The organism is Amycolatopsis magusensis, assembly GCF_017875555.1.
In the GTDB taxonomy this organism is placed as follows: domain Bacteria; phylum Actinomycetota; class Actinomycetes; order Mycobacteriales; family Pseudonocardiaceae; genus Amycolatopsis; species Amycolatopsis magusensis.
This window is the reverse complement of the sequence record NZ_JAGGMS010000001.1, coordinates 1,083,342-1,105,969: the sequence shown is the minus strand read 5'-3', so window position 1 is coordinate 1,105,969 and position 22,628 is coordinate 1,083,342. Positions and strand designations below refer to the sequence as shown.

Sequence of the window (22,628 nt, the reverse complement as noted above, 5' to 3'; positions counted from 1 at the left end):
TGTACCGCGGATGTATCCCCGCTGGACCGGAATGGCCCAGGCTCGGCCGCGTCACTGGTGGAGCGACGAGGTGGGACCCATGAGCGAAACGAGCAATCTGAAGCGTGCCGCGGTCTACGGGGTGGCCGGGCTGATCACCGCGGCGATCGGTGCGTCGACGGTCAACGCGATGACCATGGAGGACGAGCCGGAAGCCTCGGCTCCCGCTGCGGCCCCGGTCCCGGCCCCGGCACCTGCCGCTCCGGCGCCTGCGCCTGCTCCCGCGCCCACGGCCAAGGTGGCGCCGGCTCCGGCCGCGCAGCCGCCCGCGGCTCAGCCCGCCGCGCCGGTCAAGCAGGCGGCGCCGGTGAAGAAAGCGGTGGAGAAGCCGAAGGTGCGCAAGCCCGCCGAGCGGCCGCGCAAGGTGGTGGAGAAGGTGGTGCGCAAGCCGGTGATCGTGCGGGCGGCCGCGCAGCCCTCGGTCAGCGCGTCGGCGACGTCCAGCGGCCCGTCGGCCAAGTCGTACGCCATGGCCACGAACGGCACGAAGACGGTACTCGCCGAATCGGGCAAACCCGTTGTGGTGCACCACAAGAAGCACGACGGCAAGGCCGCCGACCAGAAGCTGGACCGGGCCGTGGCCAAGCTCGGCGAGGCCGAGAAGTCGGTGGCCGACGCGGAGAAAAATCTGTCCAGCGCGCGGACCAAGCTGTCCGAAGCCAAGGGCGAGGTCGAGTCGGCTCGCAAGGAGATCAAGGAGAAGAAGGAAAAGCGGCAGGAGAAGAAGAAGGAGCGCAGGGTGGTCAAGATCAAGCTGCCGGGCAAGGTGGACGTCTCCCCGGAGGTCGCGAAGAAGCTGCGCGACCTCGCCCAGCAGTGACCGCCACCCTGGCCGCCCCTCGCACGATGAACGAGATCGTGCGGGCCGCGGTCGAGCGCGGGGGCCTGCGCCGCAAGAGCGACACCGCCCGCTTCCTGGTCATCCCGGACAACGCGTGGCAGCAGCAGCGCGCCCCGGAACCGGAGCCCGTGCCCGAAGTCGAGGCATACCCCGAAGACGACTACTACCTGGACCACGAGCGGAAACCGCTCAGCCGCGCCACCGCCACCGGCCTCGGCGGATTCGCCGCCTCGGTGGTCTCGGGCGTCGTGCCCAGCCTGATGGTCGGCCCGGTCGCAGGCATGGTCGCCGGCGTCGCCGCCGGCGTTTTCGGCGGCTTGATGGGCCGCTCACTGGCCGAAGAGGCCTACGACCGCAAGGAAAGTCGTAATGAGGAACGGGAGATGAGTGACCGATGAGGCAGGCCAGCAAGGTACAGCGAATCGCCGTCGCGAGTGCGGCCGGACTGGCCGGGGTGGCCGTCGGGGTGACCGCGGTCAACCTGTTGAGCGGCGATGAGGAACCGACACCGACCAATACCGCCGCCGCGCAACCGGCCGCGCCGAAACCCGCACCAGCCGCAGTTCCGGTAGTGCCGCAGCCAGCCGCCGTCCCGGCTGTCGCGCCACCCGCCGCGTCGCCCGCCGTACCGAAGGCGGTGGCCAAGCCTGCGACCAAACCAGCGGTCAAACCAGTGGTGAAGGTGAAGGAGCAGCGCTCCCCGGTGCGGCAGGCGGTGCGGGCGCCACAGGTCACCGAGAAGCCCAAGTTCGTCGTGGCCCTTCCGGAAAAGCCGCCGGAGAAGACGGCGGAAAAGTCCAAGTTGGACAAGGCGAAAGGCGCTGTCGACGAGGCGGAGAAGCAGGTCGGCGAAGCCGAGAAGTCGCTCGGCCAGGCGAAGAGCAAGCTCAAGGAAGCCAAGGGTGAGCTGGGCCAGGCACGCAGGGAACACAAGGGATCTCGCGACTTCCAGAAGAAGCTCCGGGAACAGCGCAGCGACCACAAGAAGAAGCCCGAAAAGGTGGAGGTCAAGCTCAGTTCTTCGGACGTGAAGCCCGGCGAGAGCCGCACCATCAGCAAGAAGACCGGGAACGGTTCCGTTTCGGTTTTCGTCACGAATGGCGCCTAGACCATGAAGGACACCAGAGTCTCCGTCCAGAAAACCATTCTCTACACAGTCTCCGGGGGCTTCATCTCCGTAGTCTTCGGCATCCTCGGCGCCACCGCCGCCCAGGCCGGTCCACGGGCGCCGGTCGGCGCCGGTGGCGGCGGAGGTGACCCTGCGGCGGCCGCACCCCCTCCTGGCGGAATCCCGCAGCAGCAACAGAAGGAACTGAGCCAGCTCAAGACGAAGAGCGCGAACAAGCCTGCCGAGAAGCCCGCGAAGCAGAATCCACCCGAGAACAAGAAGGCGGGCGCGCAGGAAAACGACAAGGGCAACGACAAGGGCAACGACAAGGGGGCACCTGCCCAAGCCTGGTCGAATCGATCCGACCCGTCGGAAAACGATAAGGGGAAGGCTGCCAAGAAGCAGCAGTCGGAGGTGACTCGGGCGGATGTGAGATCTGGTGATGTGAAGCCCGGTGGTCTGCAGACGCTGAATGGCAAGCCCGTTGTCCGCCCCGCCACTGGGTCTTCCGCGGAGGTGAAGCCTGCCGTTCAGGCGAGTGGTTCCGCCAACGGCAAGCCGACGGCCGTCCAGGCATCGTCGGAGCGACCCACACCGCCTGATGGCAAAGAGGCGATCACTGACCCGAGGGTAGCGGAGTTTCTGAAGCAGGTGCGTGCGAACAAGTCCGGTGCAGAAAGCGAAGAGGAAGAGGAACGCGCGAAGAAGCCCAAGGGCTTCGTGGGGCCGGTGGCCGGCGAAGGGAAACGTCCGAAATCGGCGCTGGGTGGCCAGACCCAGCCGTCCACGCGCAGTTCTGGAAGCGACAGGGATCCGCTGGCTAAACTGCGCGGGCTTGGCCAGCCGGGAACTCCCCAAACCGCACCGGCCGAGCCGCAGCGTCGAGGAACGCCGCTCATGGAAGTCAGGCAGGCGGTCTCGGACCCGCTGGGTGAGGCGCGGCGAACCAGCGTGACCCCGCAGCCCCAGCCGCAACCGGAGACCAAGCCGAAACCGAAGACCAAGCGGCAACTTCGCAAGGAAGAGCTCGAAAGGGAGCATGCGGAAAAACTGGCATGGTCGGCCGAGCAGGAGCGGAAGGAGGTGGAGCGCAAGCAGAACATCATCAACGAAAAACTTCGTAAGGCGGCAAACGCGAAAACGGATCAGGAGAAGCAGCAAAGAGAAACCGAAGAGTACAACAAGAAGAACGGCAAGCCGAACGGTTCTGGCTCGATTTGCGGTGGTGTGAATATGCAGGCTGTCACGGGTTCCGCCGCTGACGTCTGTCTGACCGTTGATGAGAGAGGGCTTGGCTGGAGCGCTGACCAGGATGTCGGCGTGGGTGCGGGAGCTTCGGTCGGTGCTGGTGTCAGTGTGAAGAAGTCGTCCGCCAACATCGATGAGATACCGGGAGAGTCTTACTCTGCGTCGGCCACCGGGAAGGCCGGCCTGGCCGGAACTGCGTCTGCTTCGGTCACCAGGGACTTCAAGCACCTCACCACCGGGTACGGGGTCGGGGTCGGGGTCGGCGGTGGCGTCATGGCTGGCATGGAGTACAGCCAGGCAGGCCGGATCTTCGACTGGCCTTGGGTGTCCGATCCGCCCGAGGAAACAGTGATGGCTCCAGGGCCGCCGGTCCAGGGCCCAGCATCCTAGTCTCTCTTTCTGGATCAGCTGAATCGACTGTTGCCTAACCATTGCCTTGGCGTTATCGGTGCGACTGCTGCGCAATCTGTGCAAAATCGCCGAGACAGGCCGGTTGTGTTGATGAGCCGAAGAAGAAGTCGTTATTTGCGCCGGGTGGGATCGACGTCCGTTCGGTGGTGACGTCGGCCATTACTTCCAAACTTCTGTGAACCGGGTCCAGTTGTGTCGCGAGTGGTTTCCGCGCGATGATCGGTTTTGGCACGCGGAATACTCGCTTTCGGTGTGCTTGGTGCTGCGGCGCAGGCAGCCATCCTGCGGGCCGACCTCGCCGAGTTCGCACCCGCGCAGTGAGTGGTGACGGACAGTCGTCGTGAAATCAAGGCAGGCGTGGCGGCGAGTTTTCAGCGGATGGGCCGATCGCTGGCCGAAGAAATCCACAACCGCAAGCACGAGTGATAGAGGGAGTATTCATGAGTTCGAACATGACCGCCGTCCAGCGGGCCGTCCTCTACACGGCTTCAGGCGGTTTCCTCACCATTGTTTTCGGCTTGCTCGGCACGGCGGCCGCCCAAGCCGCCCCCGACAAGGGGGCACCCGCCAAGATCGCCAGCGTCGACAAGTCGAACAAGAACAAGACCGCACCGGCGAATTCGGATGCTGGGAAGAAGGAGGTTGCGCCGGGTAAGCGGGCTGGGGTGTCGCGGTCGGGTTCGGGGGGTGGTCCGCGTTTGGGTGGGAGTTTGAAGAGGGAGTCGTCGGGTTCGGGTTCTGGGAAGGTGGAGTCTGGGTCTGGCAAGACCGCACCGGCGAATTCGGGTGTTGGGAAGAAGGAGGTTGCGCCGGGTAAGCGGGCTGGGGTGTCGCGGTCGGGTTCGGGGGGTGGTCCGCGTTTGGGTGGGAGTTTGAAGAGGGAGTCGTCGGGTTCGGGTTCTGGGAAGGTGGAGTCTGGGTCTGGCAAGACCGCACCGGCGAATTCGGGTGTTGGGAAGAAGGAGGTTGCGCCGGGTAAGCGGGCTGGGGTGTCGCGGTCGGGTTCGGGGGGTGGTCCGCGTTTGGGTGGGAGTTTGAAGAGGGAGTCGTCGGGTTCGGGTTCTGGGAAGGTGGAGTCTGGGTCTGGCAAGACCGCACCGGCGAATTCGGGTGTTGGGAAGAAGGAGGTTGCGCCGGGTAAGCGGGCTGGGGTGTCGCGGTCGGGTTCGGGGGGTGGTCCGCATTTGAGTGGGAGTTTGAAGAGGGAGTCGGCCGGTTCGAAGACCGAGCGTCCTGGTCCCCGGGTCACCGAGGCCCGGAGTGAGGTTCCGGGTGCGACTTCTGGCAAGACGCCCATCGATGAGGCGGTGGACTCCTTGGGGCGGCCACGGCCCGTATCCAGCGAGGACCGGATGCTGTCGCCGCGCCTGGAAGGCTCGGAGGAGCGCAAAAAGCGGGGGGAGGCGCTTCGTGATCTGCAGCAGACCGCTCCGGGCCGGGCTGACTACGCGGAAGCCCAGAAGGGCGGCAATCCCGGCACCGGCTTGAAGCGGCAGCTCGATCGGGCCAGGGAGGACGCGGCCGGAGCTCGGCGGGACGCGGACGTGACGGGCCTCGGGACTTCGCAGCGAACCAGGGAAGCCGAGGCGGAGGTGAAACGCCTGGAAGAACGGCAAGTTCGCGAGTCCGGGGCCGCGAGGAAGCGGCAGGGTGGTGAGAAGTACGGGCCGCCGATGCCCGAGCCGCGGGGTGAACGAGAGCGGACTTTGTCCGAACGAATCGCTGAGGATGGTTTGGGCGTGCGGCCTCCGGCGGACGAACCGCTGGACTCCTATGGGCGCCTTCGCGATCGTCGTAACGCTCCGGCACCCCCGTCCTCGCCGCCGGCGCCTTCGTCGGATGAGCGGACGGTTACCTCTACGGCACCGCCGTTGACCGACGAGCAACGTGCGGCCCAGGAGCGTAAGCAAGCCCGTTCGAGGCTGATGTACGCCAACCCGGATGCTGTTCCTCCCGGGCCACCATCACCGCCACTGCCATCAGCGGCGGCTGCGGCGGATGCGCAGCGACAGCGGGAACAGCAACTCGAAGCTGGCGGGCACGCGGGCCACAAGTCCCCTGTGACGACTGTGCAGCAGGCCAAGGACCTGCGGCGTGCCGTGGAAGAGCGGAAGAGGATCGAAGCGGAGAAGCTCGCGAACAAGGCGGAGGGCTCGGTGGCGGCCTGCGGGGGTGGCGGGGGTTCGCTCGGGCCGGTTGGTGGCGGGGTGGATTACTGCGTGGTGGCCGATTCGCAAGGCTTGGGCTGGTCCAAGACAGCGTCGGGCGGTCCGAGCCTGGGCCCGGACGATCCGAAGCCCGGTTTTCACCGCTCCGTCAGCTTGCGGGGTTCGAACGCGAACATAGATGAGCTCAACGGGCCTTCCACGTACGGTGGCGCTTCCGTCTTCCGCGGCCCGGGGCTGGAGGGCGGCCTGTCGGTAACCGATGATGGGCAGTACGTCTCCGACAGCCTGGGTATCGGAGTGGGCGTGGACGCCTCTGCCGGGGTCAAGAGGGAGTACACCGAGGCGCACCGCTGGTTCGACTGGCCGACGTTGCCCAGCTGGGAAGACCTGGCCAGGTACGCCACCGAGTACCCGGCCGGTTCCGGCACCTGACCGAAGACTCCGTGGGGTGCCGGCACGCGCCGGGCACCCCACGACGGCGTCACGCCGGGGTGGAGGCGGTGTCCTTGACGGTGGCCACCACGTGGTGCGACGGCAGGATCGAGTCGCGTTCGGCGGCGGCGTCGATCTTGTCTTCGAGCAGGTCGACGAACCGGTCCAGCTGGGTCGCCAGTGGTTCGCGGGCGGTGATCAGTTCGGGGATCTCGATCACCGTCTGCTGGCGGTAACCCAGGCCGTCCGAGCTGGCCGCGTCGTGCGAGACGTGCCGGTAGATGGTGACGTCCCGCCGCAGCAGGTCGATCTCGATCAGCCGGTCCAGTTCGGACACCACCAGCGAGCGCACCTTGCGCTGCCCCAGCCTCGACGCCGACACCGTGGCCAGCCCGGTCGGGAAGGTCAGCACCGTCTCGATGGTGTCCTCGGCGCCTTCGACCGACGACGGGTGGAAGTACCCCGCGCCGGAGGTGATCCGCGCCGGGGTCTGCCCGCCGAAGAACTGGATGGCGATGTCCACGTCGTGCACCAGCAGGTCCCACGCCACGCCGGTCTTGATGCGCGGGGCGTACGGGCCGTGCCGCCGGGCCATCAGGTGGATCGGCTCGTGCACCAGCGCCCGCGCGGTCATCACCGCCGGGTTGTAGCGCTCGAGCAGCCCGCACATCAGCGGGATGTCCTTGGCCGCGGACAGCTCGACGATCTCCTTGGACGACTCCAGGCTGTTCGACACCGGCTTCTCCACCAGCAGCGGCTTGCCCTGGCCGAGGACCTCCAGCGCCAGCGGGTGGTGCACCTCGGTGGCCGCGGCCAGCACCACGGCGTCCACATCGGACAGATCGCCGATTTCCGGCGTCCACCGGGTTTCGAAGCGCTCGGCGGCGGCGCGGCCCGCCTCCTCGCGCGGGTCGATCACGCGGGTCAGCTCCACGCGCTCGTTCTGCGAGAGCACCCTGGCGTGCAGCGAGCCCATGGTGCCGGTGCCCACCAGTGCGATGCGGTGCGTCATGCGCCGAGCACCTCGCGAACCGTCTCGATGATCTTGTCCACGTCGTCCTCGGAGAGCTTCGGGTGCACGGGCAGCGAAAGTGCCTGCGCGGCCACCGAGTTCGCCATCGGCACGCTCGCGAGGTCGGCGTCCGGGATCAGCTCGTGCCCGCGGTAGCAGTCGTAGTCGAAGACGACCTTCGGGTAGTAGATGCCGTTGCCGATGCCGCGCTCGGTCAGCGCCGCGGCCAGCTCGTCGCGCGAGAGGAACGCGTGCGGGCCGACCAGCACGGTGTACTGGTGCCACACGTGCTCACGACCGGGCAGCACCTGCGGCAGCTCGAGCCCCGGCGTGCCGGACAGGCCCTCGGTGAGCCGCTTGGCGTTGCGCTGGCGGGCCGCGGTGATCGAGTCCAGCTTCTCCAGCTGCGGGATGCCGACGGCGGCGTGCAGGTCGGTCATCCGGTAGTTGTGCCCGGCGACCTCGTACTGGTAGCGGGCGCGCATGCCCTGGTTGCGCAGCACGCGCAGCCGGTCGGCCAGCACGTCGTCGTCCGTGGTGATCACGCCGCCCTCGGCGGTGGTGATGTTCTTGGTGGCGTAGAGCGAGAAGCAGCCCAGCCCGAACGAGCCGGAGCGGCGGCCCTCGAAGGTCGCGCCGACGGCCTGCGCCGAGTCCTCCACCAGGTGCAACCCGCGCTCGGCGGCCAGCGGGGCCAGCTTGCCCATGTCCGCGGTCTGCCCGTAGAGGTGCACCGGCATGAGCACCTTGGTGCGCGGGCCGATGGCGGCGGCGACCGCGTCCGGGTCGACCGCGAAGTCGTCCCGCCGGATGTCGGCGAAGCGCACGGTCGCGCCCGCTTCGAGGATGGCGTTGAGGGTCGCGACGAAGGTGAACGGCGAGGTGATGACCTCGTCACCCGGCTGCAGGTCGAGCACCTGCAGTGAGGCGACCAGCGCGGTGGTGCCGTTGTTCACCGCCACCGCGTGCTTGGTGCCGGAGACGGCGGCGAATGCTTCCTCGAAACGCTTCACCATCGGGCCCTGCGCGATGGCGCCGGATCGCAGCACTTCGACGACCAGGTCCTCCGCATCGCGGACGTCGACCACGGTAATGGGGATCATGCAGCAGTCTTTCACCTCGGCGGACACTTCCGGCGCGTCAGGTACAGTCGTGCCTCGGCATGGCTAGTAGCCCCCTGGGTCGGCACCGGTGCTGGCACTGACGCGGGCGTCACGATACCCGCCGGTCGCAAGTGGCTCCCCGCTGCCGCCTCGGCCCTGGTGCGCGGGCCTGAACACTAAAGGGCGAAAACACACAAAATGAGCAGTGCACGCATTCTGATCACCGGCGCCGGCGGTTCCGCCGCCTACAACTTCCGGGACGCGCTCGCCGTCTCGCCGAACGAGTACACGGTGGTCGGCACCGACATCAAGCCCTTCCACCTCGAGCTGCTCAACGTCGACGCCAAGTACCTCGTGCCGCCGGTCTCCGACCCCGGTTACGCCGACGCGATCAACCGCGTCATCGACGCCGAGAAGATCGACTTCGTGCACCCCCAGCCCGACGTCGAGGTCGGCTACCTGGCCGAGAACCGGGACCGGCTGAACGCGCCGACGTTCCTGCCGGACGCCCGCGCGATCGCGCTGTGCCAGGACAAGATGGCCTTCAACGCGCACATGAAGGCCAACGGCGTTTCCGTTCCGGAAGCGGTCAAGATCGATTCCCAGTCCGACCTCAAGGGCGCGCTGGAAGAACTGCTCAAGATCAATCCGCGGGTGTGGCTGCGGGCCATTCGCGGTGCCGGTTCCCGTGGCAGCCTGCCGATCAACTCCTACTACCAGGGTGACGCCTGGATCGACTACTGGCGTGGTTTCCGCGGCCTCGACTACGGCGACTTCATGGCCAGCGAGTACCTGCCCGGCGAGGAGTTCGCCTGGCAGAGCCTGTGGCACGAGGGCGAGCTGATCACCTCGCAGGCCCGCTCCCGCATCGAGTACATCTTCGGCAACCTCACCCCCAGTGGGCAGAGCTCGTCACCCTCGGTGGCCAAGACGGTCAACCGCGACGACGTGAACAAGATCGGCGAGGCGGCCGTCCGCGCGGTCTCGGCCAAGCCGAGCGGCGTGTTCTGCGTGGACATGAAGGAGAACGCCCATGGCGTGCCGATGGTCACCGAGATCAACGTCGGCCGCTTCTTCACCACCAGCAACTTCTTCGCCCACGCCGGGCTGAACATGCCCGACATGTACATCCAGCTGGGCCTGGGCAACCAGCTCACCGAGAAGCCCGCCGTGTACAACCCGCTGCCGGACGACCTGTACTGGGTCCGCATGATCGACATGGGCTACCAGCTGGTCAGGGAAGGCGAATGGGCCGCCAAGAAGATCTGACGGTGCTGACGACGATCGCTTTCGACTTCGACGGCACCCTCTTCCGGCTGCCGGTCGACTTCGCGGGCCTGCGTGCCGACCTCGGCCTCGCCCCGGACGCCAAGCTCGGGCCGCTGTTCCAGCAGTACCTCGACGAGGGCAACACCGAGGGCCTGGACGTCGTCACGCGGTACGAGCGCGAGTCGGTGCCGCGTGGTGAGTTCACCGCCGGGGCCCGTGAGCTGCTCGAATCGCTGACCGGCCGCTACTCGCTGGCCATCGTGACGCGCAACTCGCGCCACTGCGTGTTCGACGCGCTGGGCAACCTCGCCGACGGCCTGCACGTCATCGGACGGGAAGACGTCGCCCAGCTCAAGCCGGACCCGGAAGGCGTGCACGCGGTGCTCAAGCACTACGGCGCCACGCCGGGCGAGGCCGCGCTGGTTGGCGACACCTACCACGACGTGGAGGCCGCGCACGCCGCCGGAGCACACAGCGTGATCGTCCGCAACGACGCGCTGAAGTTCCGCCCGGAGGGCGCGGACACCTACCTCGAAACGCTCAGTGAGCTGCTGCCCGCGCTCGCGGGCTGACCCCCCGGGGTTGGTACCGTCGAGGATGGTCATCGGCCCCATTCGAAGAGGAAGTGCCAGGTAGACATGGCTGTGCAGGACAAGCTGAAGGAAGTCTTCATCGAGGCGCTCCAGCTCGATGACGGGGTCGACGTCGAGAACCTGAAGTACCGCGACATCGAGGCGTGGGACTCCGTGGGCCACATGGCGCTGGTCGCCGCCATCGAGGACGAGTTCGACGTGCAGTTCGACACCGACCAGGTGATCGACATGAGCAGCTTCAAGGTGGCCGTGGACATGGTCAAGGAGCTGCAGGAGCAGGCGTGAGCACGCTCTCGGGGAAGGTCGCACTGGTCACCGGCGGTACCCGCGGCATCGGGCTGGCCACGGTACGGGCACTCGCCGAGGCGGGTGCCACCGTGGTGCTCACCGGCCGTGACGAATCGGCCGCCAAGGAGGCGGCTGAGTCGGTCGACGGCCAGGTGAGCGGGCTCGCGCTGGACGTCACCGAGCCGAAGGCGGTCGCCTCGCTGGTCCGCGGGGTCGCCAAGGAACACGGGCAGCTGGACATCGCGGTGGCCAACGCCGGGATCATGGAGGGCGGCCTGCTCGGGATGATCCGGGCGGAGGACGTCGACCGCACGCTGGCCACGAACGTGGCGGGCACGCTGCACACGGTGCAGGCCGCCGCCCGCGCGATGATGCGGAAGAAGACCGGCTCGATCGTGGTGCTGGCCTCCGTGGTCGGCGAGTACGGAAGTGCTGGTCAGACCGTGTACGCGGCGTCGAAGGCAGCGGTGGCGAACATCGCGAAGTCGGCGGCGAAGGAGCTGGGGCGCTCCGGCATCCGGGTGAACGCGGTGGCGCCGGGCGTGATCGAGACCGCGCTGACCGAGAGCCTGACCGACGAGGTCCGGACGTCGAACACCGAGCGCACCCCGCTCGGCAGGCTCGGCAGGCCGGAGGAGGTCGCCGCGGCGATCCGCTTCCTGGCGGGCGACGACGCTTCGTTCATCACCGGTCAGGTGCTGGGCATCGATGGAGGCTTGGTCCTGTGACGCTGCTGGGTGCGGGTGCTCGGCTGATCGACGCGGCCGGGGGCCGCACGCTGGCCGGGCCGGAACTCGAGGCCGAGGTCGCGCGCATCGCCGCGGGCCTGCAACTGCTGCCGCCGGGCGTGTTGTTCGCGCGCACCTCGGTCGACCTGGACAGCGTGCTGCGGTACCTGGCCGCCTTCGAGGCCGGCCGGGCGATCGCGCTGATCGACCCGGCGCTGGACGCCGACGTGCTGGCCGGGCTGATCGAGCGGTTCCGGCCCGCCGCGGTGCTGCAGGCGCCGGAAGCCGACGCGCCAGAGGGCTACACGCTCGCCGAGGACCACTGGGTGCGGGACGCGCTCGACGGCGTCGAACCGCACCCGCACCTGTCCGTGCTGCTGCCGACCAGCGGGTCCACCGGGAACCCGAAGCTGGTCCGGCTGTCGCGCTCGGCTGTGCTGTCCAACGCCGAAGCCATCGCCGAGGTGCTGGGCATCGACGCGCACGAGGTCGCGCCGACCTGCCTGCCGCTGCACTACAGCTACGGGCTGTCCGTGCTGAACTCGCACCTGATCCGGGGCGCGACCGTGGTGGTCGAGCCGTCCGGCGTGCTGGGCCGCGGGTTCTGGAACGCGGTCGAGGAGCACAAGTGCACTTCGCTGGCCGGGGTGCCCTACCACTACGAGATGCTCCGGCGGATGAAGTTCGACCCGGAGCGCTACCCGAGCCTGCGCACGCTGACGCAGGCGGGCGGCAAACTCCGCAGCGAACTGATCACCGAGTTCAACGACAAGATCCGCGCGGTCGGCGGCCGGATGTACGTGATGTACGGCCAGACCGAGGCGGCCCCGCGCATCTCCACCGTGCCCGCCGACCGGCTCGCCGAGAAGCTCGGCTCGGTCGGTCCCGCGCTGCCCGGCGGCAAGTTCACCATCCGCCGCGACGACGGCGTGGAGACCACGCACCCGAAGATCGTCGGCGAGGTCCTCTACCGCGGGCCGAACGTGATGATGGGGTACGCGGAGAACGAGGGTGAGCTGGCCGCCGGCGACGAATGCGGTGGTGAGCTGGCCACCGGCGACCTCGGCTACCTCGACGCCGACGGCTTCCTGTTCATCACCGGCAGGCTCAAGCGGATCGGCAAGGTCTTCGGCAACCGGGTGAGCCTGGATGATCTCGAGCAGGCCGTGCGTTCTGCTTCGGTGGGGATCGACGTGGTGGCGGCGGTCGCGGCCGGGGACAAGGTCGTGCTGTTCGCCGAGGGCGCCGATCGGGACACCTGCAAGGCGGCGTCCCGCGCCCTGTCGGAGCGGCTGCACCTGCACACCAGCGGCTTCGACGTGCGTCCTCTGGACACCGTGCCGCTGCTCGCCAGCGGCAAGATCGACTATCGGACGCTGGAGAGCCAGGTATGAGTGTGTTCACGCTGTCGCAGGCGGAGCGGGAAGCGACCCTGTTGCCCCAGCTCGCCGAGCTGACCGCCCACCACCGGGCCAATTCGGCCGGGTACGACCGGATCCTTTCCTCGCTGGGCATTGCCCGTGACGCCGAGTTCGGCTCGATCGCCGAGCTGCCCTGGCTGCCGGTCCGCATGTTCAAGACGCACGACCTGAAGAGCGTGCCTGACGACGAGGTCTTCAAGACGCTCACCTCGTCCGGCACCACCGGGTCCGGCGCTTCGCGCATCTACCTGGACAAGGAGGCCGCGGGCGCGCAGACCAAGCAGCTCGGCGCCACCCTGCAGACGGTGCTGGGCGGCGAGCGGCTGCCGATGCTGATGGTGGACACCGTCGGCATCATCAAGAACCGCCGGTCGTTCTCCGCGCGCGGCGCGGGCGTACTGGGCATGGCCAACTTCGGCCGCAAGCACGTCTACGTGCTCGACGAGCACGACCAGCCGGACGTCGAGGCGGTCAAGGGCTTCCTGGAGCGCCACGGCGACCAGCCGTTCCTGATCTTCGGCTTCACCTTCATGGTCTGGCTCTACCTGTACGAAGTGGCCCGTGACCACGGCCTCGACCTGTCGAACGGCATCCTGATCCACTCCGGTGGCTGGAAGAAGCTGATCGACCGGTCGGTGGACAACACCGAGTTCCGCAGGCGGTTCAAAGAGGACACCGGCCTGCACCAGATCTACAACTACTACGGGATGATCGAGCAGATCGGCACGGTGTTCCTCGAAGGACCGTCGGGCAATTCGCTGTACTGCCCGGATTTCGCCGACGTGGTGATCCGCGACCCGGAGACCTGGGCCGAGCAACCGGTCGGCAAGCCGGGGGTCATCGAGGTGGTGAGCACCCTGCCGCGCTCGTACCCGGGGCACGTGCTGCTGACCGAGGACCTGGGCGTGTACAACGGCATCGACGACGGCGACTGGCCGGGCAAGCACTTCTCCGTGCTGGGCAGGCTGCCCAAGGCCGAGGCCCGCGGCTGCTCGGACACCTTCTCGGGGCAGGCGGCATGAGCCTCACACAGCGTTTTCCCCTGGGTGATCCGGTGGTCGTCGGCGACCTCGTCGACCGGCTCCGCGCCGAGCCCGACGGCGGCCGCCTGAAGGTCGGCGACCCGCGCATCATCGAATTCCTCACCAAGTTCGCGCGCAAACTGCTGGCGCCCGCGGTGGCCCGGCGTTATCCGGAACTGGCTTCGCTCGGGTTTTTCCTGCGCAAGTCGGAGATCCGGAAGGCGCTGACGCGGTTGGCCGACGACGGGGACGCACTGCGTTTCCCGCGCGGACTGGTCTTCCACGTGCCACCGGCCAATGTGGACACCATTTTCGTGTATTCGTGGGCGTTGTCGGCTTTGGCCGGAAACCACAACGTGGTGCGGGTTTCCTCGCGTTCGGCGGGTGCGGCCGAAGAAGTGCTGATCGCGCTGAACGCCGCATTGTCCGAAGTGGAGCCGGAAACCGCCGCGCTGATCACGCAGACCCAGCGGATGATCACCTACGACCGCAGTGACGAGATCAGCGGCGCGTTGTCGCTGGCCGCCGACCTGCGGGTGATCTGGGGTGGCGACGGTTCGGTCCGGGCGCTGCGGCAGTACCCGCTGGCGCCGCACGCGCGTGACCTGACCTTCCCGGACCGGTCCTCGTTCGCGGTGGTCTCGGTGGCGGGCTGGCAGGCCGCTTCGGACGCCGAGCGCCGGGGTGCGGCCGAGGGCTTCTACAACGACTCGTACTGGTTCGACCAGGCAGCCTGCTCGTCGCCGCGGGCGATCTTCTGGGTCGGGGACGCCGACGCGGCGGCCTCCGCCGGGGAGGAGTTCCGGCGGCTGCTCAGCGAGGTGCTGGCCGCGAAGCAGCACGTCACCGAGCCCGCGATGGCCGTGCAGAAGCGGGTGTCGGCCTACGGCGCCGCGGTCGACGGGCTGATCAGCAAGATGACCTTCGACGGCAACGCGGTCGCCACCCTCGAACTGACGGAACCCGCCGCACTTCCGCGTGAATGGCTGGGGGCGGGCACCTTCGGCTCGGCGAGTGTGCGTACCCTCTCGGACTTGGTGCCCATCGTGGTGCGCAAGGATCAGACCGTCAGCCAATTCGGGTTCGGCCGCGAGGAATTGGTTGAGTTCGCGACCGAACTGGCGGGACGCGGCGTGGACCGAATTGTTCCGTTCGGTTCGGCGCTCAGTTTCTCCGCCGTGTGGGACGGTTACGACCTGCTGGCCGAGTTCAGCCGCTTGGTGAGTGTTCAGGTGTGAGCACGCCCGACGAGGAGACACGACGACCGATGACGACCGTCGAGCCCGACAAGACCGCCGCCGAGGTGGCCAAGGGGCCGAAGTCCACCAGGGCGAAACTGCTCGACGCCGCCCGGTGGCTGGCCATCGCCGTGGTCGTCTTCTTCGCCGCCCGCTCGCTGATCACCAGCTGGGACGAGTTCTGGGTGACCATGAAGGGCATCCCGTGGCTGTCCTCGGCGCTCTCGCTGGTCGCGCTGGTCAGCAGCATCGCGGTCGGGGTGTACGCCTGGCAGATCATCGTCGACGAGCTGGGCAAGCCGATCGGCTACGCGCGGGGCGCGCAGATCAACCTCGTCGGTTCGCTGGGCAAGTACATCCCCGGTTCGGTGTGGGCGTACCTGCTGCAGATGGAGCTCGGCCGCAAGGCGGGCCTGGCGCGGGCCCGCATCTTCACCGCGTCGCTGATCCACCTGGGCGTGGGCGTGGTCGCCGCGCTGGTGCTGTCGATCCTGGCGATGCCGGCGGTGTTCGCGAACAGCCCGTACGCCTGGTGGCTGCTGGTCCTGTTGCCCGTCGGGTTCACCGCTCTGCACCCGCGCGTACTGACCTGGGGCACCTCGCTGGTACTCCGGATCCTGCGCCGCCCGCCGCTGGACCACCGCCTGTCGTACAAGCTGATCGGCAAGGTGTTCGGCGCGCTGGTGCTGGTCTACGCGCTGCAGGGGCTGCACCTGTGGCTGCTGGCGAACTCGGTCGGGGCTCCCGGTTTCGGCGGTTTCGTGCTGTGCATCGGCGCCATGGCGATCGCGATGACCTCGGGCACCTTCGCCTTCATCCTGCCGAGCGGGGTGGGCGCGCGGGAGTTCGCCATGGTCGCTGTCCTCACCGCCACCGCCATCTCGAGCCCGCAGGCACTGGCGTTCGCGGTGGCCTCGCGGGTCATGTTCACCGTGGCCGACCTGATCACCGCCGGTGGCGCCGCCCTCACCGCCCGCCTCCAAGCGCGGCGCACCGCCTGACCCCTGTGGGGTACTACCCAGTCGGTCCACCCCCGCACCCCGCCTGACCAGCCAAAATCCCCCATCCACACCCACCCCACCCCCTGTGGACAACTCCCCCCACCCGCGCCTCCGCCCCCCACCCCAGACGCCCGAACTGAACCCCACACTCAGGCACCCGAGTCCCACACTCGCGAGCCGAGTTTCACGCTCAGGCAGCCGAACCCCACGCTCGGGCAGGCGAGTCCCACACTCAGGTAGCCGAACTCGCACTCGGGTAGCCGAACCGCACGTTCGCGCAGTTGAGTTCCGCACTCGCATCACTGAGTGCCGCGTTCGGGCAGCCGAGTCCCGCACGCAGGCAGCCGAACTCCACGTTCCGGCAGCCGAACCCCACGCTCAGGCAGCTGAGTTCGACACTCGCTAGCCGAGTGCCACGCTCAGGTAGCCGAATTCCACGTTCCCGCAGCTGAAATCCACGCTCGGGCGGGCGAGTCCCGCACGCAGGCAGCCGAGCCCACGCTGGGGGCGGCCGAACCGCACGTTCTCGCGGCCGAAGTCCACGCTCGGGCAGGCGAGTCCCACACTCAGGCAGGCGAACTCCGCACTCGGGTAGCTGAACCGCACGTTCGCGCAGTTGAGTTCCGCACTCGCGTGATTGAGTCCCGCGTTGGAGCAGCCGGGTTTCACACTTAGCGCCTTGAGCACTCGGCCTGCGCGGGCGTGCCCGAATGTGGGATTCGGCTGCACGACTGTGGAACTCGGCTGCCTGAGTGTGGGGTTCGGCTGCCTGAACGTGGGGTTCGGGTGCGTGAACGTGGGGCTCGCGCCATTCGTGACATCGGCCCGGGTGGTTAGGGGACTAGTTGGTAGAGGGAGGCGTCCGCGTTTCGGTACACCAGCTTCACGAAGGGCTCCGAGTCCAGGTCGACCAGGCCTTTTTGCCGCGTGGCTTCGGGCGGGTAGCCGTACTGGCCGACCAGGACCCAGCGGATGTTCAGTCGTTGCGCGGCCGCGCGTACCGCGGGGTCCGTGTCGTAGTCGCGGAAGCGGTCGGCCAGTAGGAGCGCGTCGGCCGGGGGGAGGGCCTGGTCGTAGTGGCCGGCGACGCCGCGCACGCCGCTGATGGCGTAGACCCAGGCACCGCCGTCGAACCGGTCGTTCATCACCCAGTCGCCCGGCTTGGCGCGCTTTTCCAGCTCCAGCATCGCCTGCGCCTCGTCCGGGCTGACCGCCAGCTTGTGCTTGTTCACCCCCGGCCCGTTGCCGTAACCCGGCGTCACCCAGCCGGTGTTCGAGCCGGTGTACAGGCCGTTCGTGATGCCGACGAACCCCGCCAGCACCACCACCGCGGTCGCCGGGGCCAGCCACGAAGGCGAGCGCCACCGCGAGATGCCGTCCTTCAGCCACGTCGCCAGCTCGGCCAGGCCGTGCGCGGCGATCACGCACAGCGGCACCATCGCCATCGACACGAACCGGTACGGGTCGTCCCACCACGGCCGCGAGATCGCCATCACCAGCGGGTGGTTCGACGACGACACCGCCACGTACAGCAGGCCAGAGACCAGCGCGGTGCCGCCGATCCAGCGCAGGCCGTTCAGGCGGCGGAAAAACACGAATCCCAGGAACAGCGCGCCAGCCAGCCAGATCTGCGGGCGCGGCATGTCGTGCTGGAAGCTCAGCAGCGTGCCCAGCGCGGTGGCCGTGGTGCCCTGGCTCGGCCAGCCCCAGTACGGCACGTCCCCGCTGGCCAGCCCGATCGCGCCGAACAACTGCATCGCGGCGACCACCACGCTGGCCACGCCGATCGGCAGCAGCGCCAGCAGGTCCCGCCCGACCGCCCGCCACTCCCGGGCCACCAGCCACCGCTGGACCAGCATCGGCAGCGCGAACACGATCCCGGCGAACAGGGTCGACGAGTGCACGGTCAGCAACCCGACCGCCGCCAGCACGAACACCATGCCCGTGTCGATCGCGGGCCGCACCAGGTACCGGTGCAGCGCGACCGTGCCCAGCGGCGTCAGCGCCAGCCCCAGCAGGAACGGCAGCAGCGGCCCCCGCGACATCGACTGGTACATCACCGCGGTCGGCGCGATGGCGACCAGCGCGACCGAACCGGCCAGCACCGCGCGCCCGCGGAACTCGCGCACCACGGCGACCAGCGAAAGCGCCAGCAACCCGGGCAGCAGCAGCGTGTTCGCGTTCATGATGGCCGGGATCGAGGCCCCGCTGAGCTGGAAGGCGACCGTGCCGAGCAGGTGGTAGGCGTTCGGGTAGAACAGCCCGCCGCGCTCGGCGTACCAGTTGGTCTGGCTGGTGCCGAAGAGGCTGCCGTCGCCGGTGTCGGCGATGTAGCGGATCGCGTTGGCGTGGTAGACCGCGTCGAAGCCCTGCGAGATGGCGTCCAGCTCGACCAGCCCGCGCCAGACGGTGAAGATGCCGACCGCCGCCGCGAACACCAGGCACGCGACGACCGCGAGGTGCCCGCTGCGGGCCCAGAGCGGCGCGTCCGGCTCCGGGCGCGACCGCCGCGAGACGAACCACCGCACGCCGAACGCGATACCGGTGAACACCACCGTGGCGATGACGAAGGTCAGCACGTTGAACGGCAGCCCGATCGCCGCCAGCCACGGCCCGGCCAGCCCGCCGATGGCGTAGCTGAACAGCGGCGCCATGCCGGCCAGCACCCAGCCGCGCAGCCCGGCCGCGTACCCGGTCAGCAGCCCCGGGAGGAAGATGACCAGCGCGTACAGCGCGATGGTGACGACGTCGAACACTGGGCTGGTACTGGTGGGCACACTTCCCCCGGACTAGGTGGTTCCGCGCTGAATTCTCGGTGGAGCCTAGCCAGCGCCCGGTTCACCCGAACCGGGGGATGCGGCCGCGGCGACCGTCTCCTCCGGTTGCTCCCCGCGCCGGATCCGGTACAGCGTGGCGTCGGGGTTGCGGTAGACGACCTCGAGGAAGGGCAGGCCGTCCAACCGCGCCAGGCCGGGGGAGCGGGGGATCGAGTTCGCGTCGTCGCTCTTGGCCGTGACCAGCACCCAGTGCAGGTTCCGGCGGTCGACCGCGGCCCGCACGCGGTCGTTCGTCTCGTACTCGGCGAAGTGCTGCGTGAGCAGCTCGGTGTCGGCCTGCCGCCCGGCGCGCTCGTCGTGCGCGATGACCGTGCGGACACCGCCGATGGCGTAGGTCCACACGCTGCCGTCGAACCAGTCGTTCATCGCCCATTCACCGGGTTGGGCGCGTTTGCCCAGCTCCACCATGGCGGCGGCCTCGTTCGGCGTGACCACCACGACCGCGTCCGGTTTGCGGGCGGTGTTGCCCCAGGTCAGCGCCACGTAGTCGGCGTTGTTGCGCAGGTAGGAACCCTGCGACAGCACCAGGAAACCGCCGAGCACGAGCACCGCGGCGAGCGCACCCGCCACCCGGGGCGCGAACCGGCCGCCGAGGTCGCGCAGCACCCGCTGGACCTCGGCGATGCCGTGCCCGGCGAGCACACACATGGCCAGCCCCGCCATCGCGACCAGCCGGAACTTGTCGTCCCACCACGGCCGCGCGATGGCCATCACCAGCGGGTGGTCCGAGATCGCGACGGCCAGGTAGAGCAACCCGAACAACGCCGCCGAACCGGCGATCCAGCGAAGGTCGCCGAGCCGCCGGAAACCGATCAGCCCGACCACCACGGCACCGGCCAGCAGCAGCTGCGGGTCGAGTGAATTGTGCGAGAACAACAGGAGTTCGCCGACGGCCTGCGTGGGCGTGGTGTTCGCCGTCCAGCCGGTGTAGGTGAAGTTCCCGGCCAGGTTCAGCGCGCCGAGCAGGTGCGGCAGCGCGAGCACCGCGCTCCCGAGCAGGAGCGGCAGCAGGGCGAGCAGGTCGCGGCCCGCGGTGCGCCAGCGCTGCACGAGCAGCGGCACCACGAAGAGCAGGCCGCCGAACAACGCGCTGGAGTGGATGGCCAGCAGCGCGACCGCGCCCGCGGCGAGCACCAGCCCGGTGTCGAGCGCGGGCCGCTCCAGGTACCGGTGCCCGGCGACCACGATCAGTGGCGTCAGCGCGACGGCCAGGGTGTACGGCAGCAGCGGACTGCTCCACGCGCCGTAGGTGACCATCGTGGCGCCGACGGTGGTCAGCGCGCACGCCCCGGCCAGCACCGCGCGCCCGCCGAAGTGCCGGACCATGGTCACCGTGGACAGCGCCAGCAGGCCGCCGGAGAGCATGGTGTGCGCGTTCAGCACGGCGGGCACGCTGGCGCCGGTGAGCTGGAAGACCAGCGCGGCGGGCAGGTGGTAGCCGTTGGGGTAGAACAACCCGTCGTCGTACCAGTGCAGCGAGCCGAGCCCGAACAGGCCGCTGTCGCCGCTTTCGGCGATGTAGCGGATGCCGTTGGCGTGGAACGGCGCGTCGAAGCCCTGCGAGATCGCGTTGATGCCGCCGAGTCCGGTGTAGACCGCGTACGCGCTGATCCCGGCCGCGAGCAGCAGGCAGGCCGCGACGCCGGCGTGCGCCCGCGCGGTCCACACCCGTTCGTGGACGACCTCCCCGCGGCGGAAGCGCCGGGTGGCCGCGGCGACCGCGGTGAGCAGCAGCGTGCAGACGAGGAACGAGGCCCAGTTGAACGGCAGGCCGACCAAGGGCAGCAGCGGGCCGAAGATGCCGCCGACGGCGTAACCGAGCAGCGGGGCGAGCCCCGCCAGCCGCCAGCCACGCAGCCCCGCGGCCACGCCGACGAGCAACCCCGGTGCGCACAGCACCAGCAGGAAACCGCAGACGGGCCACAGCGTGGACCAGCCGGAAGTCGAAATGGGCACAACACACCCGCACCTGGTGAGGCCGCCGGCCGGTGCCGGCGGGAATCGGAATTCGAGTGTCGCCGAAACACCCCGGATTCATCGGCGATACCTGCGGTTCACGCTCGGCCGGGTGGCGCGGTTGCCTCCAATGGGTGAAATGAAACGTTCCAGGGCGTGGTTCGATACCTTTACGTGACCCACCGGATGGGGGCCGGTGTCGCTGGCGGAGGGGTGGGGTCGTGGTTTTCGTAGTGCTGGGCGGCTGGCTGGCGCTCGCCATCGGGGTGCTCGCCGGCTGGCGGCACATCAACGCGGTGAAGGCGTGGCGGATGGCCGCGTTGTCGCTGACGCTGGTGCTGTCGCTGATTCACCAACTGCTGTTCGCCACCGTCGCCGAAGACGCGTTCATCAGTTTCCGGTATTCGCAGAACATCGCCGAAGGCCACGGCCCGGTGTTCAACGCGGGTGAACGCGTCGAGGGCTATTCGAACTTCCTCTGGGTGGTATTGGTCGCCATCCCGAAGACGCTCTTCGGATTCGACATCGTGCACACCGCGTCGGTGCTCGGCGTGCTGTGCGCGCTGGGCTGCGTGCTCGCCGCGTATTCCACGGTGAACCGGATCGTCACGGAGACGCCGGGGCTGGGCGTGGCCGCCGCGATCCTCACCGCGGGTGCGACCGGGCTCGCCGCCTACGGCCCGTCCGGGCTGGAGACCCCGCTGTTCCTGCTGCTCGCGCTGATCATGTGCCACGCGCTGGCCGCCGGGCGCGCGGTGGTCGCCGGGGTGGTGGTCGCGCTGGCCACGATGACCCGGCCGGACGGCGTGGTGCTGGCCGTGGTCGCCGGGCTGTGGCTGGTGCACGCGGCCGCGCGCAAGCGGATCAACTGGTGGGGCCCGGCCGGGTTCACCCTGGGCGCGCTGGTGCTCGTGGTGCCGTGGACGGCCTGGCGGTTGACCTACTACGGCCACCTGGTGCCGAACGCGGTGGCGGCCAAGCTCGGCGGCTCGCTGGACTGGCAACTCGGGCAGGGCTGGCACTACCTGTCCTCGTTCGCCCTGGTGCACCAGGGTTTCCTGCTGATCGCGGTGGCGGCGGTGACCGCGTTGCTGCGGCGCAGGCGGGAGATGACCGACGACGAGCGCCAAGCGCGGTCGTCGGTGTGGCTGGTGTTCGCGCTCGGGTTCACCTACCTGCTGTTCATGACCTACGCCGGTGGCGACTGGATGCCGGCGTGGCGGCTGCTGGCCCCGGTGCCGGTGCTGTTCGCGGTGGGGGCGGTCGCCGCGTACGGCGTGGTGACCGGGGTCGTGCCGTCGCCGCGGGCGCGGACCCAGCCGGTGGGCGGGAAACTGGTGCCCGCGGTCGCGCTGGGATTGTGCCTGCTCTCGTTCCTGGTCTCCGCGATGAGCCCGGCGGCGCTGCCGCTGATGCACGACTGGCGGCACAAGATCGCGCAGATGGAGGAGATCGGCTCGTGGCTCGGTGACCGGCTGCCGCCGGGGACGGTGATCAGCACCTACGCCAACGGCGCGTTGTCCTACCGGGCGGGCACCGACCTCGTGGTCGTCGACGTGCTGGGGCTGACCGACGAGCACATCGCCCGCGAAGGCCACCGCGACGAGTCGCTCGGGCCGGTCGGGCACATCGCCAACGACTACGACTACGTGGTCAACGGCAGGCGGCCCGCGCTCGCGGTGACCACCGGCAACGGGTACGCCGACCGCCAGCGCTGCGGCGCCGACCCGGCCTACGCGGCGCTGTACTCGGTGGCGACCTTCCGCCGCGAGGGCACGGACCAGTGGATCGCGGTCTACCCGCGGGCCGAGCAGGCGCTGCGGTTGATCGAGCGGCTGGACCTGGATCCGCGGTTCACCTACGTGCCCTGCCCGTGACGACGAACTGGACAGTAACCTACGGTCGCGTAACCT

At 68.9% G+C, this 22,628-nt stretch carries 19 protein-coding genes; 14 read left to right on the top strand and 5 right to left on the bottom strand.

Going from position 1 to position 22,628, the window contains the following annotated elements; genetic code table 11:
- The first annotated feature begins 79 nt into the window (after positions 1 to 79).
- From JOM49_RS05270 to JOM49_RS05250, 5 genes are all read left to right on the top strand, one after another.
- A complete protein-coding gene (locus JOM49_RS05270; protein WP_209663232.1) occupies positions 80 to 859 on the top strand; it encodes a hypothetical protein in 780 nt (259 codons plus the stop codon).
- Between the two features lie 26 nt (positions 860 to 885).
- The gene (locus JOM49_RS05265; protein ID WP_209663231.1) at positions 886 to 1,278 is read left to right on the top strand and encodes a hypothetical protein; all 393 of its coding nucleotides are present in this window, start codon (positions 886 to 888) and stop codon (positions 1,276 to 1,278) included.
- Positions 1,275 to 1,988, top strand: coding sequence for a hypothetical protein (locus JOM49_RS05260; RefSeq protein ID WP_209663230.1), 714 nt, complete (start codon positions 1,275 to 1,277; stop codon positions 1,986 to 1,988). Before JOM49_RS05265 ends, JOM49_RS05260 begins: the two co-directional genes overlap by 4 nt.
- Positions 1,989 to 1,991: 3 nt before the next feature.
- Positions 1,992 to 3,626, top strand: a complete 1,635-nt coding sequence (locus JOM49_RS05255; protein ID WP_209663229.1) for a hypothetical protein — start codon at positions 1,992 to 1,994, stop codon at positions 3,624 to 3,626.
- 1,373 nt (positions 3,627 to 4,999) lie between these two features.
- Positions 5,000 to 6,247 carry a hypothetical protein gene (locus tag JOM49_RS05250; RefSeq protein WP_209663228.1) on the top strand — a complete coding sequence of 416 codons (1,248 nt, stop codon included), beginning with the start codon at positions 5,000 to 5,002 and terminating at the stop codon, positions 6,245 to 6,247.
- Between the two features lie 49 nt (positions 6,248 to 6,296).
- Here the strand turns inward: JOM49_RS05250 and JOM49_RS05245 are convergent, their stop codons facing one another.
- Positions 6,297 to 7,259 carry a Gfo/Idh/MocA family protein gene (locus JOM49_RS05245; RefSeq protein WP_209663227.1) on the bottom strand — a complete coding sequence of 321 codons (963 nt, stop codon included), beginning with the start codon at positions 7,257 to 7,259 and terminating at the stop codon, positions 6,297 to 6,299.
- Positions 7,256 to 8,362, bottom strand: a complete 1,107-nt coding sequence (locus JOM49_RS05240; protein WP_209663226.1) for a DegT/DnrJ/EryC1/StrS family aminotransferase — start codon at positions 8,360 to 8,362, stop codon at positions 7,256 to 7,258. The genes JOM49_RS05245 and JOM49_RS05240 overlap by 4 nt, the downstream gene beginning before the upstream one ends.
- A gap of 198 nt (positions 8,363 to 8,560) precedes the next feature.
- Here JOM49_RS05240 and JOM49_RS05235 point away from each other — a divergent pair, with 198 nt between their 5' ends.
- From JOM49_RS05235 to JOM49_RS05200, 8 genes are all read left to right on the top strand, one after another.
- Positions 8,561 to 9,631, top strand: coding sequence for an ATP-grasp domain-containing protein (locus tag JOM49_RS05235; RefSeq protein ID WP_209663225.1), 1,071 nt, complete (start codon positions 8,561 to 8,563; stop codon positions 9,629 to 9,631).
- 2 nt (positions 9,632 to 9,633) lie between these two features.
- A complete protein-coding gene (locus JOM49_RS05230; RefSeq protein WP_209663224.1) occupies positions 9,634 to 10,203 on the top strand; it encodes an HAD family hydrolase in 570 nt (189 codons plus the stop codon).
- A 66-nt stretch (positions 10,204 to 10,269) separates the two neighbouring features.
- Positions 10,270 to 10,509: an acyl carrier protein gene (locus JOM49_RS05225; RefSeq protein WP_209663223.1), complete on the top strand. Its 240-nt coding sequence runs from the start codon at positions 10,270 to 10,272 to the stop codon at positions 10,507 to 10,509.
- Entirely contained in the window at positions 10,506 to 11,240 is a 735-nt protein-coding gene (locus JOM49_RS05220; RefSeq protein ID WP_209663222.1) for an SDR family NAD(P)-dependent oxidoreductase, read from the top strand. Before JOM49_RS05225 ends, JOM49_RS05220 begins: the two co-directional genes overlap by 4 nt.
- Positions 11,237 to 12,634 (top strand): AMP-binding protein, encoded by a 1,398-nt coding sequence (locus JOM49_RS05215; RefSeq protein ID WP_209663221.1) that lies wholly within the window; start codon positions 11,237 to 11,239, stop codon positions 12,632 to 12,634. Before JOM49_RS05220 ends, JOM49_RS05215 begins: the two co-directional genes overlap by 4 nt.
- Positions 12,631 to 13,683: a LuxE/PaaK family acyltransferase gene (locus tag JOM49_RS05210; protein ID WP_209663220.1), complete on the top strand. Its 1,053-nt coding sequence runs from the start codon at positions 12,631 to 12,633 to the stop codon at positions 13,681 to 13,683. Before JOM49_RS05215 ends, JOM49_RS05210 begins: the two co-directional genes overlap by 4 nt.
- On the top strand, positions 13,680 to 14,921 hold the full coding sequence (locus tag JOM49_RS05205) for an acyl-CoA reductase (RefSeq protein WP_209663219.1): 1,242 nt from the start codon (positions 13,680 to 13,682) through the stop codon (positions 14,919 to 14,921). Before JOM49_RS05210 ends, JOM49_RS05205 begins: the two co-directional genes overlap by 4 nt.
- A gap of 29 nt (positions 14,922 to 14,950) precedes the next feature.
- Positions 14,951 to 15,922 carry a lysylphosphatidylglycerol synthase transmembrane domain-containing protein gene (locus JOM49_RS05200; RefSeq protein ID WP_209663218.1) on the top strand — a complete coding sequence of 324 codons (972 nt, stop codon included), beginning with the start codon at positions 14,951 to 14,953 and terminating at the stop codon, positions 15,920 to 15,922.
- 402 nt (positions 15,923 to 16,324) lie between these two features.
- On the opposite strand, the gene JOM49_RS05195 is transcribed toward JOM49_RS05200, so the two are convergent.
- The 3 genes from JOM49_RS05195 to JOM49_RS05185 form a co-directional block, all read right to left on the bottom strand.
- Positions 16,325 to 16,528 (bottom strand): hypothetical protein, encoded by a 204-nt coding sequence (locus tag JOM49_RS05195; RefSeq protein WP_209663217.1) that lies wholly within the window; start codon positions 16,526 to 16,528, stop codon positions 16,325 to 16,327.
- A 227-nt stretch (positions 16,529 to 16,755) separates the two neighbouring features.
- The gene (locus tag JOM49_RS05190; protein ID WP_308158655.1) at positions 16,756 to 18,678 is read right to left on the bottom strand and encodes a DUF6541 family protein; all 1,923 of its coding nucleotides are present in this window, start codon (positions 18,676 to 18,678) and stop codon (positions 16,756 to 16,758) included.
- 66 nt (positions 18,679 to 18,744) lie between these two features.
- Positions 18,745 to 20,715 (bottom strand): DUF6541 family protein, encoded by a 1,971-nt coding sequence (locus tag JOM49_RS05185; RefSeq protein ID WP_209663215.1) that lies wholly within the window; start codon positions 20,713 to 20,715, stop codon positions 18,745 to 18,747.
- 221 nt (positions 20,716 to 20,936) lie between these two features.
- Between JOM49_RS05185 and JOM49_RS05180 the strand changes: the two genes are divergently transcribed.
- Positions 20,937 to 22,592, top strand: coding sequence for a DUF8728 domain-containing protein (locus JOM49_RS05180; RefSeq protein WP_209663214.1), 1,656 nt, complete (start codon positions 20,937 to 20,939; stop codon positions 22,590 to 22,592).
- Positions 22,593 to 22,628 lie beyond the last annotated feature (36 nt).

Coding starts and splice junctions, on each gene's coding strand:
- JOM49_RS05270 (WP_209663232.1), top strand. CDS start 80: ATGAGCGAAACGAGCAATCTGAAGCGTGCCGCGGTCTACGGGGTGGCC.
- JOM49_RS05255 (WP_209663229.1), top strand. CDS start 1,992: ATGAAGGACACCAGAGTCTCCGTCCAGAAAACCATTCTCTACACAGTC.
- JOM49_RS05240 (WP_209663226.1), bottom strand. CDS start 8,362: ATGATCCCCATTACCGTGGTCGACGTCCGCGATGCGGAGGACCTGGTC.
- JOM49_RS05250 (WP_209663228.1), top strand. CDS start 5,000: ATGCTGTCGCCGCGCCTGGAAGGCTCGGAGGAGCGCAAAAAGCGGGGG.
- JOM49_RS05200 (WP_209663218.1), top strand. CDS start 14,951: ATGACGACCGTCGAGCCCGACAAGACCGCCGCCGAGGTGGCCAAGGGG.
- JOM49_RS05205 (WP_209663219.1), top strand. CDS start 13,680: ATGAGCCTCACACAGCGTTTTCCCCTGGGTGATCCGGTGGTCGTCGGC.
- JOM49_RS05265 (WP_209663231.1), top strand. CDS start 886: ATGAACGAGATCGTGCGGGCCGCGGTCGAGCGCGGGGGCCTGCGCCGC.
- JOM49_RS05260 (WP_209663230.1), top strand. CDS start 1,275: ATGAGGCAGGCCAGCAAGGTACAGCGAATCGCCGTCGCGAGTGCGGCC.
- JOM49_RS05235 (WP_209663225.1), top strand. CDS start 8,561: ATGAGCAGTGCACGCATTCTGATCACCGGCGCCGGCGGTTCCGCCGCC.
- JOM49_RS05245 (WP_209663227.1), bottom strand. CDS start 7,259: ATGACGCACCGCATCGCACTGGTGGGCACCGGCACCATGGGCTCGCTG.
- JOM49_RS05225 (WP_209663223.1), top strand. CDS start 10,270: ATGGCTGTGCAGGACAAGCTGAAGGAAGTCTTCATCGAGGCGCTCCAG.
- JOM49_RS05210 (WP_209663220.1), top strand. CDS start 12,631: ATGAGTGTGTTCACGCTGTCGCAGGCGGAGCGGGAAGCGACCCTGTTG.